Genomic DNA, 14,850 nt, shown 5'->3' with positions numbered 1-14,850 from the left:
TGGCGCTGGCCTTGTTAAATCGGTGTGGTGGGCCGAGTTGAGACTAACCGTGACCTAATTGTCGCATACCTGTCGGTTGTGACAGCCCTGATCGCGTTGGCTGGCGTAGGCATGACTCTGTGGTGGAATGAACGCAAGGAGCGCCGAGCGCTAAAGCTGTCGAGGCTCGATGAATATCGACGCGAGGCTCGCACTATCGTCGCGCAGATCGCCGGCGGCGTAACATCGCATGATTTGATCGCGAGCAGCTTAGTTGAGTTCGCCACCAATCCAGACGTTATTCACGACGACGTGGTTCGTCTGACCGGAGAGTACAACGAGAGCTTGGTCGAGCTGCGACAGAAGATCGTTCTGGCGGCCCTTACGTGCCTCGACGAAGGGCTCCACGAGACGCTGGCTCGGCTTGGTCGACTGCTACTGGTCCTGCACCTGCGACTCGGGAGGTTATTAGTTGCAGGTCAAGTGGCAGAGATGGGCGAGCAGAGCATTCGATTCCAGATAAAGTTGGCTAGCCGAGACTTACTCCTATGCTCTGCTGAATTGCAGCAGAAGGCGTACCGGGTACTGCTACCGACAGTGCTTGAAGAGGCTGCCCACAAGCGCCGCAATCTGACGCGTGACTTCTCTCGCTTCTATCCTCTCATCCGTTATGGAACGACCGAGCGCAACGAAGCGGATCCCATGGTTAGGTCAGGTCAGAAGGTGAACGACCCTAGCTCAACCGAGAACTCCCCGACTGAGTGACTAGCTGGTTGACGACGAGTGCGAGCACCGCCGGACGTCCGTGGACTGCGGTGGAACGTTCGGACGGCTCAGCCCTACTGCTGACGAAGCTCATCGACGGCTGGTGGTTCCTTCGTGCCGGAGAGGCCCATGCCGTCGAGACGGCGGCCGACGGAATTGAGATCCATGGGGTATCAGGTTGTTGGATGTCAAATGCTGCTTCACGTTGATTGCGGCCTCGCGGTTTCATTGCGCTTGGAAACCTGCAACCACCACGACTGCAATGCTTTTCGGGTCAAGTATTCGAAGATGTGCAAATGCATCGGCAGGTCGCCCGACATCCAAACAGAGGTCCCGTCGCTGGCTGATATGCCGAAGGGCACCTCTGGCGGCGGCCCGTCATCAACTTTGATCGGCGGCTGAAGCAGCGGAGCCGGGAACGGAGTGCCGGAATGCAGCGCCTTAGACCGATATTCGTAGACCTTGGATATCTTTCGCTTCATCCGCGACCAGTCAAGCTGGAGGTCTTCGCTTGGTCGCTGAAGAGGCGGATCGGGTAGGTAGTGGAGGAAGAAGTTGACGAACTTGCTTGTGGACTTAACGAGGTGCGCCAGTAGTTCCGCTATCTCAAATGCCGTTTGTTCGGATATGGTGTTGAGTGCGGCACCCATTTCTGGCCAGAGTTCCTCAATTCTCTCACGCGGTGACTCTGTGCGTAAGGCTGTATGTTGCTCCGCCGCCACTTCTGCTGCGCTAACAAACAGGATCCAAGCTTGGTTTGGGTCTGATTCTGCCGTCCAGAGGGCCTGCTGGTAGAGCCGGGCTGCTCGGACGATGGCGGTAGCGACGTCGGGCGCGGCGTTGGAGTATGCGTTAAACAGAGGCCCTATGTCGTCGAGTAATACCGTCTGCGTGATTCCGGGCAGCATTGGCCGCCGCCGGTCGACTAACGGCAAGTAGGGCGGCTTGTGGTCGAACTCGTACGGGTGGCCTAGGGGATCCTGCTTGATATCCCACCTTCTTGTCATGCCGCCGCTCTTGCATCGTATTCCGAGTGCGAGGCTGATGAGGCTGGCGATCTCATCGAATATCCCGCCACCGTGGTAAGTCGCAGTGTAGCGACGTGCCATGTCGGGAATGGATACCGCACCAAACGACATTCGGACGATCATTGATAACCTGAGATCGCCTTCCGGGAATCCCGGAATGGTGTTGAGGATGGACATCGGCCCAATCGCGGCTTGTTCACCGGTAATGTGAGCATCCGCGTAAAGCGCAAATTCGCCTAGTGTGTGGCTGTCTCCGGCAGTCGCATCCCAGTTACGCCATGAGAGTGGACCCCGAATCTCCTGCGAACGTGCGGTCATCGGCCCACTCTAGACGCTGCTTCCCGACGCGAGCGCTTGCCTATGAGCCCCGTGCCCGTAGCGTGCCCGATGCTGCGGTCATTTTAGGCCAGCGAGCGACGCTCAACCGGCGAGCCGAACACGCTGTGCGCCGTCTGTTATCAGAATGTCGCTACGCGACGTATAGACCAACCCAATTCCCGAAGCTGAGAGTCCGTCCTGGATGCCGGCGGCCCTGCTGCTGTCGACAGCAACGGTGACAGCAACAGGGCCGGACGCGGAGTCGGGGGTGGGCGGCTGCGGATCAGCGGCCGACGTCAGGCACGTACGCGGACGCGTCCGGACGACGCGCCCAGAACTTACAAGCGAGGGGTCGGGTGGCCGGGTGGTGCGGGAAGCAGGTGCTACCTGTCGAGCATGGTGAGGGGGCGCGTGCGGATACTGGCGGGGTGGTGGAGAAGCAGTCGACGGAGTTGACCCGGTGGACCATTCATGGCGAGCGGGTCGTGGACGACACCAGGCGGGCCCGGCTGAGCATCGCCGAGGTCGAGCTGCCTGACGGGGTCCGCTTTGAGCAGTACGTGATCCGGGCTCCCCGGTCGGCCATGGTCGCCGTGCTCGACGGCCAGGAGCGACTGCTGTTGATGCGACGGCACCGGTTCGTCTTCGACCGGTGGGTGTGGGAGCTGCCCGGCGGCTATGTCGACGGCGAGGAGCAGCCGGCGGCGTGTGCGGTGCGGGAGGTCGAGGAGGAAACCGGCTGGCGCCCTCAAGCTGTCGAGCCGTTGCTGTCCTTCCAGCCGTGGGTCGGTACTGCCGACGCCGAGAATCTGCTGTTCCTGGCCCGGCAGGCCGAGCACATCGGCACGCCGGTGGACGTGAACGAGGCTGAGCAGGTCGCCTGGATTCCGCTAGAAGAGGCGTACCGGCTCGTGGCTCAGGGCGAGATCGTCGGTGCCGGCACCTTGGTCGCGGTGCTTGAGCTGGTTGCGCGTAAGGCCAGGGGAGAGCTGTGACGGTCAGCGTCGTGGGCCGAGGGTGGCGTCGACGCGGCCGGTGAAGTGCCGGACGGTGGGTAGCCGCCGGCGTGGGGCGAGATGGGTTTGCAGGTCGCGCAGGTAGCGGACCGCTCTGGCGGAGCGAAGCTGGGTGGTCAGGCTCAGCGCCTCCGCACCGGTGATGCAGGCCCGCTCGACTTCGCCTTGTTGGGCTTGGATGCTGGCGAGTAGGGCGAGGTTGAAGGCTCTGCCGCGTACGTAGCGGTTGTCCATGCGTAGGGATCGGACCGCGAAGCGTTCGGCGTGGGTGTTGCGGCCGAGGGCGTGGAAGCAGTGGCCGAACTTGGCCGACAGGTACGCCTCGTCGAAGTAGCTGAGCCAATGCGGTTCGGTACTGCGGTCGGCCCGGTCGAGGGCTTGTTCCGCCTGGTGCAGGGCGACGGCGCAGGCTCGTTCGTCACGGGCTTTGGCCAGGGCGTGGGCTTCCATGACGTGGGCTTCGGCGGCCAGGACGGGGACTCCGGCGCGGCGGGCGGCTTGGCCGGCGGCGCGGGCGAGGTCGAGGCCGGTGGCGGTGTGGCCGAGGTAGGTGGCCTGGTGGCTCATCGCGGCGAGGATCTCCGCGCCGAGGCCGTTGTCACCGGCGGCGTGGGCGAAGTCCAGGGCGAGGGTGAGGTACCGCTGGGCGATGCCGTGTTCGGCTGTGTCGTACGCCTGCCAGCCGGCGAGCTGGGCCAGTTCGGCAGCGGCGCTGAGTAGTCGTTGGCCGGTGGGGTGATCGTATCGGCCGTCGGTGAGCAGTGGGGTCACCTCCTGGTGGAGGTAGCGGGCGACGGTGTCGCGGGCGTGCCCGCCGCCGTACTGGTTGTCCAGCCCGCGGTAGGTCGCGGTCATCGCGCGGATGGTGTCAATCTGCGGTTGACCGACGGCGTTGCGACCAGGCTGGGTCACCGGGGCTGGATCGGGGGCGGTGAACCAGCGCAGCGCCGGCAGGGTGTAGCCGGCGGAACTGAAGGCCACCTGTCGGAGTACGTCTCGACGGTTCACGTCACCTCGCCAAAGCTCTGCGGCACTGCGTACGTCGTCTTGCCAGGTCCGGTGCGATGGCGGCTCGGTGGGAGTGCGCCGGTCGGGGCTGGCAGGTGGTGAGGTCTCACGGGGTGCCAAGCCCATGGTGATCCGCGCCTGGCCGGGCATTCGGCACCCGTCGGCGATCCGCTCCAGGACGTCGATCGAGGTGACCTTGCGTCCGGCCATGATCCGGCTGACGTAGCCCTGTTCCAACCCGACGGCGGCCCCGATGCGGCTCTGGCTCTCGCCCGTGAGGCGGGTGATCCAGCGGAACAGCCCGCCGATGTCGCGGGCGGCCAAGACGGTCAGCACCTCGCCGCGTGACCATGCGTCCTCTGGTATTCGAAGCGGATCGAGCAGCACGGCGGCTCCCAGCGTCACGTTTCGACTACTCATGGTGTTCGAGGGATGAGCTTATGGCGACCCATTCGCGCTCGTCGAGCCGTCCCATGTCACGGTGACATGTCCGCTGGCCATGGAGCCTGCCCATAGCCTTCCGTAGCTTCTCCATCACCTGAAGTGGCGGTCGGAGGTAAGGGATGCCGGGTAAGGGTGACGAGCCGGCGGTGAGCCGGGGTGAGCAGATCCAGGCGGCTGAGCGGGAGGCGGCGAGGCGGCGGCTTCTGGCCCAGGCGGAGGCGGATCGCATCCCGGTGGAGGAGACGACCCGGGCGGTGCCGGATCGGCGGTGGCGTCGTGGGCAGCGTTGAGCTGTTGCCGGTGGGTCGGCGGGTGGCGTACTGGCGCGGCCGGCGGAAGCTGTCGCAGCAGGTGTTCGCTGATCGGCTCGGTAAGTCGAAGAGCTGGGTGGACAAGGTCGAGCGGGGCGTGCGGCGGTTGGACAAGTTGTCGACGCTTCAGGAGATCGCCCGTGTGCTCCGTATCGACACGGCCGCGCTTGTGGGCCAGGACGCCGCGCCGGTCCAGGTGACCGGTCGGGTTGAGGGCGTCGAGCGGATCCGGGTGGCGTTGTCGCGCTACGAGATCCCGTTGGGCAAGTCGGCGGGTCGCCGTCCGGTGGTGCCGGTGGATCGGATGGTGCGGGATGTGGGGTACGCGTGGACGACGTTCCAGCACGCCCGCTACCCGCAGATGGTCGATCTGGTGCCGGATCTGCTCACCGATGCGCAGCGCACCGATGCCGCGGCTCCGGTGGCGGGTCGGGTGCCGCTGGTCGAGGCGTACCGGGTCACCGCTGCTTTGTTGGTCAAGCTCGGCGACGCCGAGCTGGCGTGGCTGGCGGTGGATCGGGCGATGCTCGCCGCCACCGGCGACCGGGTCCTGGTCGCTGCCGTGGCCGTGCAGCTCGGGCAGGTGCTGCGGGCGCTCGGGCGGGTGCGGGAGGCGAAGTCGGTGATGCTCACTGCCGCGTACCGGATCGCCCCGCCGGTGATCGAGTACGGCCCGCCGGTGGAGTTGTCCCTGTGCGGGACCCTGCTCATTCAGGCTGGCCTGGCGGCGGCGCAGGACGGCAACGAGTCCGCCGCCGGGGAACTGCTCGACGAGGCCGCCGGCATGGCGGAACGGGTCGGCGACGGGTACGACCATCACCGCACCGGCTTCGGACCGACCGCCGTCGACCTGGCCCGCGCTGCCGTAGCCGTGGAGAACGGCGACACCGACGAGGCGCTCGCCTGGCACGAGAAGGCCACCGCGCGGGCCGGCTGGCGGTGGCTGCCCGCCGAACACCGCGCCGCGCACCTGCTCGACGTCGCCCGCGCCCACCTACACGCCGGGGATCCGGGCCACGCGGCCCGCGCACTGACCGAAGCCGAGCGCACCGCACCGGCCGAAATCACCCACCGGCCGGTCGCCCGCGACATTGTTGCCGAGATTGCCCGCGACCCCCGTGCCCCGACCACGATCACTCAGCTCGCCACCACGCTCGGGGTCGGCTGAGCAGCGCTACACGCGGTGTACAGGGTGCCGGACGACGACAAGGCAACATGACCATCACCGTCACCAGGAAGGCCGTACGTCAGCGGGTTCTCGTCTCAGCTCGCAGAGCGCGATATGCGTCCCAGGGGATCGTGGGACGGGTCATCGATCGGCGGTCCAGGTAGCGCTGAGTGGCAGCGCGGAGCCGTCGGGCGGTGCGGATCGCGTCGAGCGGGCCGGCGCGGAAACGGGATCCCGGCTCGGTCAGCCGGTCGGGGGCGAACACCCAGCCGGCCTCGTCGTGGCTGGTGAGACGGCCGCGGACACTCGCGTTGTGCAGGTTCCAGAGCTGATCGTCGTGCCGGTGAACCAGCAACGACGCCGGGCCCTCCCCGAGCGGTAGGTCGTCGGGTACGGAGACGAGATATCCGCCGGGGCCGTCCGCCAGCGTTGTTCGCACGAGCACCGGTGCGCCGGTCTTGTCGCGGCCGGCGAGAACCGCCGACGGGTACGACGCCAGAACCGGTGCCCCGACCAGCGACGTGTCGGTTATCGCCGTCCGGGACGTCGGCAGCGCCCGGTCGAGGGTGGTGTCCGGGGTGACCTCGATCCGTAGCCGCATGAAGTAGAAGTCGGTGAAGCGGTTCGCCGGCCAGTCGAGGTAGGCGCCGCTCTTCGGCTGCCGCGTGAAGATCATGCGCCAGAAGTCAGCGAGGTCTCCGACGGGTTCGGTGTGCACCGTGTCGGCGCAGGTCGCCGAGCCGGTGACCAGCACCTGCCGCGGACTGTCGAGCTCACTGCCGGTCGGGTCCGAGAAGAGCAGGGCGACTCGTGGGTCACGGCGAACGTTGAACGCCTTGTGCGGGTACGCGATCGCCGTGGTCAACAGGATCTTTCCGTCTGTGCGGAACAGACCTGAGGTGGGCCACGCGATCGGCGTCCCGTCCTTGGCGAGAGTCGCGAACTCACAGGTGCGGTAGGCGTCGAGAGCGATGCCGGCGTCGTTCATGTGGGTCTCCTGGCGGGTGTCGCGGTGATCTTGCCTGAGCAAGCTAGCGGACGCTCCGGGGACTTCGGCCGTCGCAGCGCTCCGGTCAGGGGATGTCGGTGGAGCGGGAGAGCTTCTCCCACGCTGCGATGTCGTGGTCGACCGCTTCGCGGCCGGACCGGATGACCCGCAGGGCGTCCGAGCCGAGGACCAGGTGGTTCGGAGGCTGCGGAAGATCGAGGATGTGCAGGACAGCGGCGGCGGCGCGGGCCGGGTCGCCGAGCTGCCGGCCGCTCGCGTCCTGCCGGGCCGCGCGGATCGGGTCGAACAGGTCGTCGTAGTCGGGGATCGTGCGCGGGGTCCGGGTCATCGAGCGTCCGGCCCAGTCGGTTCGGAACGATCCGGGGGCGACGGCGGTGACATGTATACCGAAGCCGGCCACCTCCTTCGCGAGCGACTCCAGGATGCCTTCGAGCGCGAACTTGCTGCCGCAGTAGCCGGAGACGCCGGGGAAACCGGCCAGGCCGCCCATCGAGGTGACGGCGAGGATGTGGCCACGGCGGCGTTCGCGCATGGACGGCAGGACTGCCTGAATGGTGGCGGCCGTTCCGAAGACGTTGACGTCGAACTGGGCGCGCAGCGCGGCCAGCGGCGTTTCCTCGAAGGTGCCCTCAAGGCCGTAGCCGGCGTTGGCGATGAGCACGTCGATCGGACCGACGGCTTGTGCGGCGTCGGACACCGTGGCGAATACCGCCGCGTGGTCGGTGACGTCGAGGATGCGAGCGTGCGCCCGCTCGGGTCGCAAGGCGGCGAAGGCCTCGGCGTCGGCGTCCGTGCGGACGGTGCCGATGACGGTGTGGCCCGCGTCCAGCGCGGCGACGGCGAAGGCACGGCCGAGTCCGGTGCTGACTCCCGTGATCAGAAAGTTCTTGCTGGTCATGTAGCCATCCTGGGCGGTCTCGCGGTCGGCAACCAGGACGAGCCGTACCCAGGCAGGCCGGAGCGCGGCGGCCTAGCCTGGGATGGTGACCGTAAGAAACAGCCTGGGGGATTTCCTCCGTGCGCGCCGTTCCCGCCTGGCTCCCGGCGATGTCGGCCTGCCCTCGCACGGTGTGCGACGCGTCGCGGGGCTGCGACGCGAGGAGGTCGCCGTGCTGGCCGGCATGAACAGCGACTACTACGCCCGCCTGGAGCAGGGGCGCGAGCGCAGCCCGTCCGCGCAGGTTCTCGAGGCGATCAGCGCGGCCCTGCGTCTGGACGATCCGGCCCGCGACCACCTGTATCGGCTGGCCAGGGCGGTGCCCGGCACCCGGCGGACGCCGCGAAAGACGATCAGCGTGCCGCTGCGCCACCTGCTCGACGGATACGCGACCGTCCCCGCCTTCGTGCTCAACCCGGCCAAGGACCTGATGGCACTCAACCCACTGGCCGAGGGACTGTTCTCGCCGTTCCAGGCCGTGGACAACCTGGCCCGGATGACCTTCCTCGACCCGGCGGCGCGGCACTTCTTCGCCGACTGGCAGCGTTTCGCCGAGTCGATCGTGGCTGGCCTGCGCCACGCCGACGGCCTCGACCCGGATCACCCCCGTCTGCGGGAGCTGGTGAGCACCCTGAGCGAGCGGAGCGAGACCTTCGCCGCGTTGTGGTCCTCGCAGGTCATCTACGGCAAGAGCGAGGATCCGACGGAGCTCGTCCACCCCGAGGTCGGACCGCTGTTCCTGACCTCGCAGTCTTTCGACGTGCGCGGAGCCGACGGCCAGCTCCTGGTCATTTTTCAGCCCGACCCCGGCAGCTCCAGCGCGCAGGCGCTGACCCTGCTCGGCTCGCTGGACGCCACCCGCCGCTCCGCCATCCTCTGAGTCAGAGGCCGGCCGGGAGCTGCTGCGGACCCGTCCCGGCCGCCACCGGCCGGAAGTGCCAAGGCGGAGAGTCAGGTTGCCGCCGAAACGCTGAGGTGGACGAGCCGCCGGATCCGGTCGAGGTCGACATCGCTCGCCAGGCGGGCCCGGTCCGGCACCTCCTCGGTGAGCGGGTCGACTCCGAACAGCAGCCGGGGGAGCACCGGATGGACGGCGAGGCCGATCAGCTGGTTCGCGACGGCCTCGGCCTGGTCGGTCGCGAGTCCCGATCCGCCCTCCAGGTGGGCGGCGAGGTTGCTGGTCGTGACGCCGAAGAGGACGTCGAAGAGTCCGGCTGCCAGGTCCGGCAGCCGGTCCGCCTCGGCGATGCCGAGTCGCGCCATCTTTCCCACCGAGGACCAGCGCAGCAGTTGCACGAAGCGCCCGCAGTAGCGGACGGCTGCTTCCGTCGGTTCGTCGGCGTAGTCGGCGGGGATGCCCATGCGTTCGGCGAACAGGGCGCGGGTGCGCGCGACGACCGCCAGGAACAGCGCGTCCTTGGTCGGGAAGTGCGCGTACAGGGAGCGCTTCGAGGTTCCCGCCCGCAGTGCGATCGCGTCCATGGAGGTTCGCTCGAAGCCGGTCTCCAGGAACGCGACCTTCGCCGTGTCGAGGATGTGCTCGCGCAGTGCTTCCCCGCGTCGGGCCATGGCGTCCACCTCAATGTATACGGTACAGTCGAGTTTACTTCGTCCCGATGCTGATGGGGGTCATCATCCATGATCGTTGTCACCGCCCCTACCGGGCAGATCGGCAGCAAGCTCGTCCGGACCCTGCTGACCCACGACGAGCCGGTCCGCCTCGTCGTCCGCGATCCGGGCAAACTGCCCGCCGACGTGCGAGAGCGGGCAGAGGTCGTCACCGGATCGCACCAGGACCTCGCCACCCTGGACCGCGCCCTCGCCGGTGCCGACGCCCTGTTCTGGCTGATGCCGGCCGCCCCGACCGCGAGCAGCCCCTACGAGGCGTACGTCTCCGCCTCGATCCCGGGCGCGGACGCCGTGGTGCGCCACGCCGTGCCGCACGTCGTGGTCGTCTCCGCACTCGGGCGCGGCTCGCAGATCTACGCCGGGCACGTGTCGGCCTCGCACGCCATGGAGGACCTCTTGCGCAGCACCGGTGCGCACGTGCGCGCCCTGGCGCTGCCGACCTTCATGGACAACATTCTCCGGCAGACCGCCGCGATCGGAGGCGGGGCCGTCACCGGCACGCTGCCGGCCGACTTCACCATGCCGTGGATCGCGACGAAGGACATCGCGGCGCTCGCCGCCGGCCATCTGCTCAACCGTGACTGGACCGGTCAGGACTCGGTCGAGTCCCTCGGCGGTGAGGACCTGTCCTACGCCGACATCGCCGCGATCCTCACCGATGTTCTCGGCACGCCCATCCGGTACCAACTCCTCGACCGCGCCGCGGTCAAGGAGTTCCTCCTCGGCCGCGGCGTCTCCGCGGCGATGGCCCAATCCATGATCGACATGGATGTGGCAGGTGAACGTGGCATCAACAACGCCATCCCGAGAACCGCCCAGAACACCACGCCCACCACTTTCCATGAGTTCGCCCTGGAAAACGTCAAGCCGGCAGTGGCTGAGTCACACGGCGCCTGAGAGAGCCGCATGACACTGATGCCGTGGCAGAACCCGCGGAACTGTCGCTCTATGCGGTGACCGGCTTGCTCGCCGGACGACGCGGACCAGATGTGGCTCATCTGATCCGCGTCGCCTGGTCACCGCACGCGTCAGTCGTTCTTGATCGACGAGACCCGGTTGTCCCAGGTAGCACCCACCCAGTACTCGATGTAGTTCGGCCCGGTATACCCCGGGTACCAGTAGCCGCCGCCGCCGGAGTGCTCAGCCAGGTGCGACGTGCAGCTTCCGGTTTGGTACGACGACATCTGGTCGTTGAAGTCGAGCGGGATGTTCTGCCAATAGCCACGGTCGAAATACTGCAGCATTCGGCCTTTCCTGTCGGCGTCCTGGAACAGCCTGAGCGGCGTGCTGCAGGATGCCAGCAACTGCGCCTCCGAAAGGGTGCCTCGCAGGGTGGCCGCTCGTCGGTCGGCCTGCGCCTGGTCGGCGAAGCATTCGACGTGCGACTGCGCCCGCCACACCGAGCACACTCGGGCACCCCTCCAGTCGCCGGCAAGATCGATGCGCTGATTGCCGAACATCGCCGGCATCTGGACGTCGCCGTCTTGCTCGGCGGCGTGTGCGACTGCTGGTTGGGCGCCGGCCAGCAGCGCGGCGAGCGTCGCCACCGCGGTAGCGATGCGAGCCAAGGGCATCAGTGACATCCGGCCTCCTATGAACGTTGCCGCGATCGGATTGCCGCGACCTGCCCTGTTTGTATGCCACCCTGAGGACGTCGCCAGTGACGACGGTCTATTGCGCGAGTCGACGGTCTATCTGCACGCTGGGTAGCATGCCGCGTACGGAACGTCCCCTTGACCCGTCCTCCGGACCCGCCGCCGCGTTTGCGGCAGAGCTGCGTGCCCTGCGGATCGCTGCCGGCTCCCCGAAGTACCTGCAGATGGCTCGGCGGACCGGCCGCTCCCGGACCGCACTGGCGGAGGCCGCGGGCGGTGACCACGTACCGCGGTGGGAGACGGTCGAGGCGTACGTGTGGGCGTGCGGCGGCGATCCGGCCGAGTGGACCGAGCGCTGGGAGAAGGCGCGTGCTGCCGCATCCGACAACGCCCGCGGCACGCCGCCGTCGCCGCATCGGCACCCCGCCCCGGCGGGGCAGGCAACGGCCCGAGAACCCGGTGAAGACCCCGACGATGACAGCTTCCCCCTCGGGGACCGGCCGGACATCCGGCATCGGGCACCTACCACTGCCAGGCTGCTACGGCGGGCACGACGACCGGTACTGCTGGCGGTGACAGCAGTAGCCCTGGTGCTGCTCGGCATGATCGCGCCGCGCCCGGGCACACTGACGGGTCTCCGCACCACCACCACCAACCAGATCCGTGTCGCCAGGCCGGCTGCGGTGACGCTTGTGGCCTTCAGCCCGTTCGGCAAGTTCGCCGCCGGGAACATCGCCATCACCGGTGCCGGCGGTGTGGTAGAGGTCTGGGACACCCACACCGTCGTGCGGCGCCATACCCTCATCACCGGTGATGAGCAGGTCACTGACGTGCAGTTCGATCCGCTGAACCGCAACATCCTCGCGACCGCCGGCACAAACGGCCTGCTCCGGCTCTGGGACACCACCGCCGGCAAACCCGTACTCAGCATCACAGGACAGGCAGCCGAGGACAGGATGATCTTCGCGTTCGATCCGCGCCGACGAGGGATCGTCGCCACCGTCGGCGAGAGCGGAACGATCCGGATCCTGCAGACGGACACCGGCCAACTCGTCCGGGAACTCCACACCGGACTGACCGACATCACCGCCCTGGCTTTCGATTGCCACAATGAGGGCCACCTGGCCGTCGGTGGCGACGGTGCCCTAGAGGTCTGGAACAGCAGCAACGGCGCACGCGTCAGCGTCGGCGAACAGATTCCGGCACGGGTAACCTCGGTCCGGTTCGACCCGCTGACCCGAAACACTCTCGCCGTCGCCGCGGCGGGCGCACCGCCGGGCATCTGGGACGCCAGCAACGGCCGTCCGGTCCGCTTCCTTCGCAGCGATGCCCGCTCGACGGTCATCGCGTTCAACCCACTGATCAGAAACAGCATCGCCGCGTACGACGGTGACGGCCGGATACAGATCTTCGACGCCAGCAACGGCGTTCTGGTCCACACCTTCGACGGTCGGTTCGGCCCGGTCACCTCACTCGAATACGCACCCGACGGCGCCACGCTGGCCGTTGGGGCTCGCGACGGCGTCGTCCGCCTGCACGCCGTCGACGACTGGTGAACAGAATTCACACGCTCCTTGGTCTTTGTCCTGCGCGCCGCATGGACCTGGCCCCGGGCCATTCGAGCTACCGCCAGCCGCGACCTCGCCACCCCAGGGCGCGCAGGTCGGCGTTTGCCACGGCAGGAAAGGTGGGATCTACGACGTTGCTGCCACCGGGGCGAGGCATCAGGCTGTGTGCATGTCCGGTCGTAACGTGCTGATCCTGCTGTTCGCAGGTGTGCAGAGTCTCGACGTGACCGGCCCGCTGGAGGTGTTCGCGGGCGCTGGGTCGGCGTACCGGGTCACGACCGCCAGCACCGACGGCGAGGTGGTACGCACGTCGAGCGGCCTCACCTTGACACCCGACGCGGACCTGTCAGCCGTGCCGCCACTGGACACCGTGGTCGTGCCGGGCGGCGAGGGCACCCGAGACATCGATCCATTGATCGTGGAATGGCTGCGGGCGCACGCATCGCGGGCGCGAAGGGTGGTTTCGGTGTGCAGCGGCGCGTTTCTACTGGCCGAGGCCGGGCTGCTGGCCGGACGCCGGGCCACCAGTCACTGGCGAGTCTGCGGCACCCTGGCACGACGGTATCCCGACGTTCAGGTCGATCCAGAGCCGATCTTCGTACGCGATGGGCCGATCGCCACCTCTGCCGGCGTGACCGCCGGCATCGATCTCGCGCTCGCGCTGGTCGAGGAGGACCTCGGCCGTGATGTCGCGCTGGCCATCGCTCGGCACCTGGTGATGTTCCTGCGCCGCCCGGCCAACCAGACACAGCTCAGCGCCCAGCTCTCCGCCCAGGTTGCGAGCCGTCCCGGGTTGCGGGAGGTGCAGCGGTGGATCGCCGACAACCCGCACGCCGACCTCCGGGTTCCGGCGCTGGCCGGGCGAGCCAGCCTGTCACCGCGGCAGTTCGCCCGGGCGTTCACCGCAGAGGTCGGCGAGACTCCAGGCCGTTACGTCGACGGCGTGCGCTTGGAAACGGCCCGCCGCCTACTGGAGGAGAATGACGACAGTATCGACCGGATCGCCGCCCGATGCGGCTACGGCACGAGCGAGGCGATGCGCCGCGCCTTCATCCGCGTCCTGGGCGTCCCACCCGCCGAGTACCGGCGCCGGTTCTGATGGGAATACAGCCATGCAGATCGCCATCCTGCTCTTCGACCGCTTCACCGCGCTGGACGCGGTCGGCCCCTACGACGTGCTCAGCCGCTTGCCCGGAGCGCACGTCACGTTCGTCGCCGAACAACCTGGCCCGGTCGGCAACGAGGTCGGCAGCCTGCGCCTGTACGCCGACGCGGCGCTCGCCGACGTGCCTGGCCCGGACGTGATCGTCGTCCCCGGCGGCCCGGGACAGAATGCACACATGCACGACGGCCCGGTTCAGCGCTGGCTGCGTGCCGCTGACCGGAACAGCACCTGGACCGCCTCGGTCTGCACGGGCTCGCTGCTGCTCGCCGCCGCCGGCCTGCTGACCGGCCGCCGGGCTACCACCCACTGGCTGTGTCGCGACGACCTCGCCCCGCTCGGTGCCGTCCCGGTGAGCGAACGCGTCGTCGCCGACGGCAAGTACATCACCGCCGCCGGCGTCTCCGCCGGCCTCGACATGGCCTTCACCCTTGCCGGTCGCCTGGGCGGTGACATCACCGCCCAGGCCATCCAACTCGCCCACGAGTACGAACCGCAACCGCCCTATCAGGCCGGTAACCCGGCCACTGCGCCCCACGCCGTCGTGCAGGCGGTCCTCGCCCGCCGCGAGAGCATCGTGAACTGAGCCGAGGGCTCACACCGCCCGGTTGTAGCGCCGGAGGACAAGCTCCAGCAGTGAAACGTGCATCCCGTCAACCCGACCAGCCGACGGCTGGTTCGCGTACCCGCTGGCCTGACCTCCGGTGAGCACCGCAGCCACGGTCACCGGACGATCATCAGGCGCACCGGCACCGCCGGCACGGCCTCGTCGGTGCCGGCGGTGGTCGGCGGCGGGGTGAGGCGGGGCGTGCGGGTGTACTCGTTGCAGGTCGGGTAGGAGTTCTTGACGTGGGCCGGGATGTGGTCCGGCGAGGTGTCGGTCATGCCGAGCAGTCAACCGCCGCGGCGTCCC

16 protein-coding genes are annotated in these 14,850 nt (G+C 68.0%); 8 read left to right on the top strand and 8 right to left on the bottom strand.

Going from position 1 to position 14,850, the window contains the following annotated elements:
* Window positions 1-78: 78 nt before the first annotated feature.
* A complete protein-coding gene (locus tag O7602_RS19895) occupies window positions 79-744 on the top strand; it encodes a hypothetical protein (protein WP_281584151.1) in 666 nt (221 codons plus the stop codon).
* 200 nt (window positions 745-944) lie between these two features.
* Here O7602_RS19895 and O7602_RS19890 read toward each other — a convergent pair whose 3' ends face one another.
* On the bottom strand, window positions 945-2,090 hold the full coding sequence (locus O7602_RS19890; RefSeq protein WP_281584150.1) for a hypothetical protein: 1,146 nt from the start codon (window positions 2,088-2,090) through the stop codon (window positions 945-947).
* Between the two features lie 428 nt (window positions 2,091-2,518).
* Between O7602_RS19890 and O7602_RS19885 the strand changes: the two genes are divergently transcribed.
* Window positions 2,519-3,085: an NUDIX hydrolase gene (locus O7602_RS19885; RefSeq protein ID WP_281584149.1), complete on the top strand. Its 567-nt coding sequence runs from the start codon at window positions 2,519-2,521 to the stop codon at window positions 3,083-3,085.
* Window positions 3,086-3,088: 3 nt separating this feature from the next.
* On the opposite strand, the gene O7602_RS19880 is transcribed toward O7602_RS19885, so the two are convergent.
* A complete protein-coding gene (locus O7602_RS19880; RefSeq protein WP_281584148.1) occupies window positions 3,089-4,501 on the bottom strand; it encodes a helix-turn-helix domain-containing protein in 1,413 nt (470 codons plus the stop codon).
* A gap of 333 nt (window positions 4,502-4,834) precedes the next feature.
* On the opposite strand from O7602_RS19880, the gene O7602_RS19875 reads away from it, so the two are divergent.
* Window positions 4,835-6,037, top strand: coding sequence for a helix-turn-helix domain-containing protein (locus tag O7602_RS19875; RefSeq protein ID WP_281584147.1), 1,203 nt, complete (start codon window positions 4,835-4,837; stop codon window positions 6,035-6,037).
* 79 nt (window positions 6,038-6,116) lie between these two features.
* Here O7602_RS19875 and O7602_RS19870 read toward each other — a convergent pair whose 3' ends face one another.
* Both O7602_RS19870 and O7602_RS19865 read right to left on the bottom strand, forming a co-directional pair.
* Entirely contained in the window at window positions 6,117-7,025 is a 909-nt protein-coding gene (locus tag O7602_RS19870; protein WP_281584146.1) for a pyridoxamine 5'-phosphate oxidase family protein, read from the bottom strand.
* 85 nt (window positions 7,026-7,110) lie between these two features.
* Complete coding sequence (locus O7602_RS19865; protein WP_281584145.1) at window positions 7,111-7,944, bottom strand: oxidoreductase; 834 nt, start codon at window positions 7,942-7,944, stop codon at window positions 7,111-7,113.
* A gap of 82 nt (window positions 7,945-8,026) precedes the next feature.
* Between O7602_RS19865 and O7602_RS19860 the strand changes: the two genes are divergently transcribed.
* Entirely contained in the window at window positions 8,027-8,863 is an 837-nt protein-coding gene (locus O7602_RS19860) for a helix-turn-helix transcriptional regulator (RefSeq protein WP_281584144.1), read from the top strand.
* 71 nt (window positions 8,864-8,934) lie between these two features.
* Here the strand turns inward: O7602_RS19860 and O7602_RS19855 are convergent, their stop codons facing one another.
* Window positions 8,935-9,552, bottom strand: coding sequence for a TetR/AcrR family transcriptional regulator (locus O7602_RS19855; RefSeq protein ID WP_281584143.1), 618 nt, complete (start codon window positions 9,550-9,552; stop codon window positions 8,935-8,937).
* 69 nt (window positions 9,553-9,621) lie between these two features.
* On the opposite strand from O7602_RS19855, the gene O7602_RS19850 reads away from it, so the two are divergent.
* Window positions 9,622-10,509 carry an NAD(P)H-binding protein gene (locus O7602_RS19850; RefSeq protein ID WP_281584142.1) on the top strand — a complete coding sequence of 296 codons (888 nt, stop codon included), beginning with the start codon at window positions 9,622-9,624 and terminating at the stop codon, window positions 10,507-10,509.
* 131 nt (window positions 10,510-10,640) lie between these two features.
* Here O7602_RS19850 and O7602_RS19845 read toward each other — a convergent pair whose 3' ends face one another.
* Window positions 10,641-11,195, bottom strand: coding sequence for a hypothetical protein (locus O7602_RS19845; RefSeq protein WP_281584141.1), 555 nt, complete (start codon window positions 11,193-11,195; stop codon window positions 10,641-10,643).
* A 128-nt stretch (window positions 11,196-11,323) separates the two neighbouring features.
* Here O7602_RS19845 and O7602_RS19840 point away from each other — a divergent pair, with 128 nt between their 5' ends.
* The 3 genes from O7602_RS19840 to O7602_RS19830 all read left to right on the top strand — a co-directional run bounded on the left by O7602_RS19840 (window position 11,324) and on the right by O7602_RS19830 (window position 14,523).
* On the top strand, window positions 11,324-12,763 hold the full coding sequence (locus tag O7602_RS19840; RefSeq protein WP_281584140.1) for a helix-turn-helix domain-containing protein: 1,440 nt from the start codon (window positions 11,324-11,326) through the stop codon (window positions 12,761-12,763).
* Window positions 12,764-12,959: 196 nt separating this feature from the next.
* On the top strand, window positions 12,960-13,874 hold the full coding sequence (locus O7602_RS19835; protein ID WP_281584139.1) for a GlxA family transcriptional regulator: 915 nt from the start codon (window positions 12,960-12,962) through the stop codon (window positions 13,872-13,874).
* Between the two features lie 13 nt (window positions 13,875-13,887).
* Window positions 13,888-14,523, top strand: coding sequence for a DJ-1/PfpI family protein (locus O7602_RS19830; protein ID WP_281584138.1), 636 nt, complete (start codon window positions 13,888-13,890; stop codon window positions 14,521-14,523).
* A 9-nt stretch (window positions 14,524-14,532) separates the two neighbouring features.
* On the opposite strand, the gene O7602_RS19825 is transcribed toward O7602_RS19830, so the two are convergent.
* Window positions 14,533-14,664, bottom strand: a complete 132-nt coding sequence (locus tag O7602_RS19825; RefSeq protein ID WP_281584137.1) for a hypothetical protein — start codon at window positions 14,662-14,664, stop codon at window positions 14,533-14,535.
* The gene (locus O7602_RS19820) at window positions 14,661-14,822 is read right to left on the bottom strand and encodes a hypothetical protein (protein ID WP_281584136.1); all 162 of its coding nucleotides are present in this window, start codon (window positions 14,820-14,822) and stop codon (window positions 14,661-14,663) included. Before O7602_RS19820 ends, O7602_RS19825 begins: the two co-directional genes overlap by 4 nt.
* Between the last annotated feature and the right edge of the window lie 28 nt (window positions 14,823-14,850).

The sequence above is a fragment of the Micromonospora sp. WMMD1128 genome (genome assembly GCF_027497235.1).
Taxonomy (GTDB): Bacteria; Actinomycetota; Actinomycetes; order Mycobacteriales; family Micromonosporaceae; genus Micromonospora.
This window is presented reverse-complemented; position numbering and strand designations above follow the sequence as displayed.

Bases quoted from the DNA above. Each gene is read 5' to 3' on its own strand.
- O7602_RS19890 (WP_281584150.1), bottom strand. From the start codon at position 2,090: ATGACCGCACGTTCGCAGGAGATTCGGGGTCCACTCTCATGGCGTAAC.
- O7602_RS19870 (WP_281584146.1), bottom strand. From the start codon at position 7,025: ATGAACGACGCCGGCATCGCTCTCGACGCCTACCGCACCTGTGAGTTC.
- O7602_RS19865 (WP_281584145.1), bottom strand. From the start codon at position 7,944: ATGACCAGCAAGAACTTTCTGATCACGGGAGTCAGCACCGGACTCGGC.
- O7602_RS19860 (WP_281584144.1), top strand. From the start codon at position 8,027: ATGGTGACCGTAAGAAACAGCCTGGGGGATTTCCTCCGTGCGCGCCGT.
- O7602_RS19855 (WP_281584143.1), bottom strand. From the start codon at position 9,552: ATGGCCCGACGCGGGGAAGCACTGCGCGAGCACATCCTCGACACGGCG.
- O7602_RS19850 (WP_281584142.1), top strand. From the start codon at position 9,622: ATGATCGTTGTCACCGCCCCTACCGGGCAGATCGGCAGCAAGCTCGTC.
- O7602_RS19845 (WP_281584141.1), bottom strand. From the start codon at position 11,195: ATGTCACTGATGCCCTTGGCTCGCATCGCTACCGCGGTGGCGACGCTC.
- O7602_RS19840 (WP_281584140.1), top strand. From the start codon at position 11,324: ATGCCGCGTACGGAACGTCCCCTTGACCCGTCCTCCGGACCCGCCGCC.
- O7602_RS19830 (WP_281584138.1), top strand. From the start codon at position 13,888: ATGCAGATCGCCATCCTGCTCTTCGACCGCTTCACCGCGCTGGACGCG.
- O7602_RS19820 (WP_281584136.1), bottom strand. From the start codon at position 14,822: ATGACCGACACCTCGCCGGACCACATCCCGGCCCACGTCAAGAACTCC.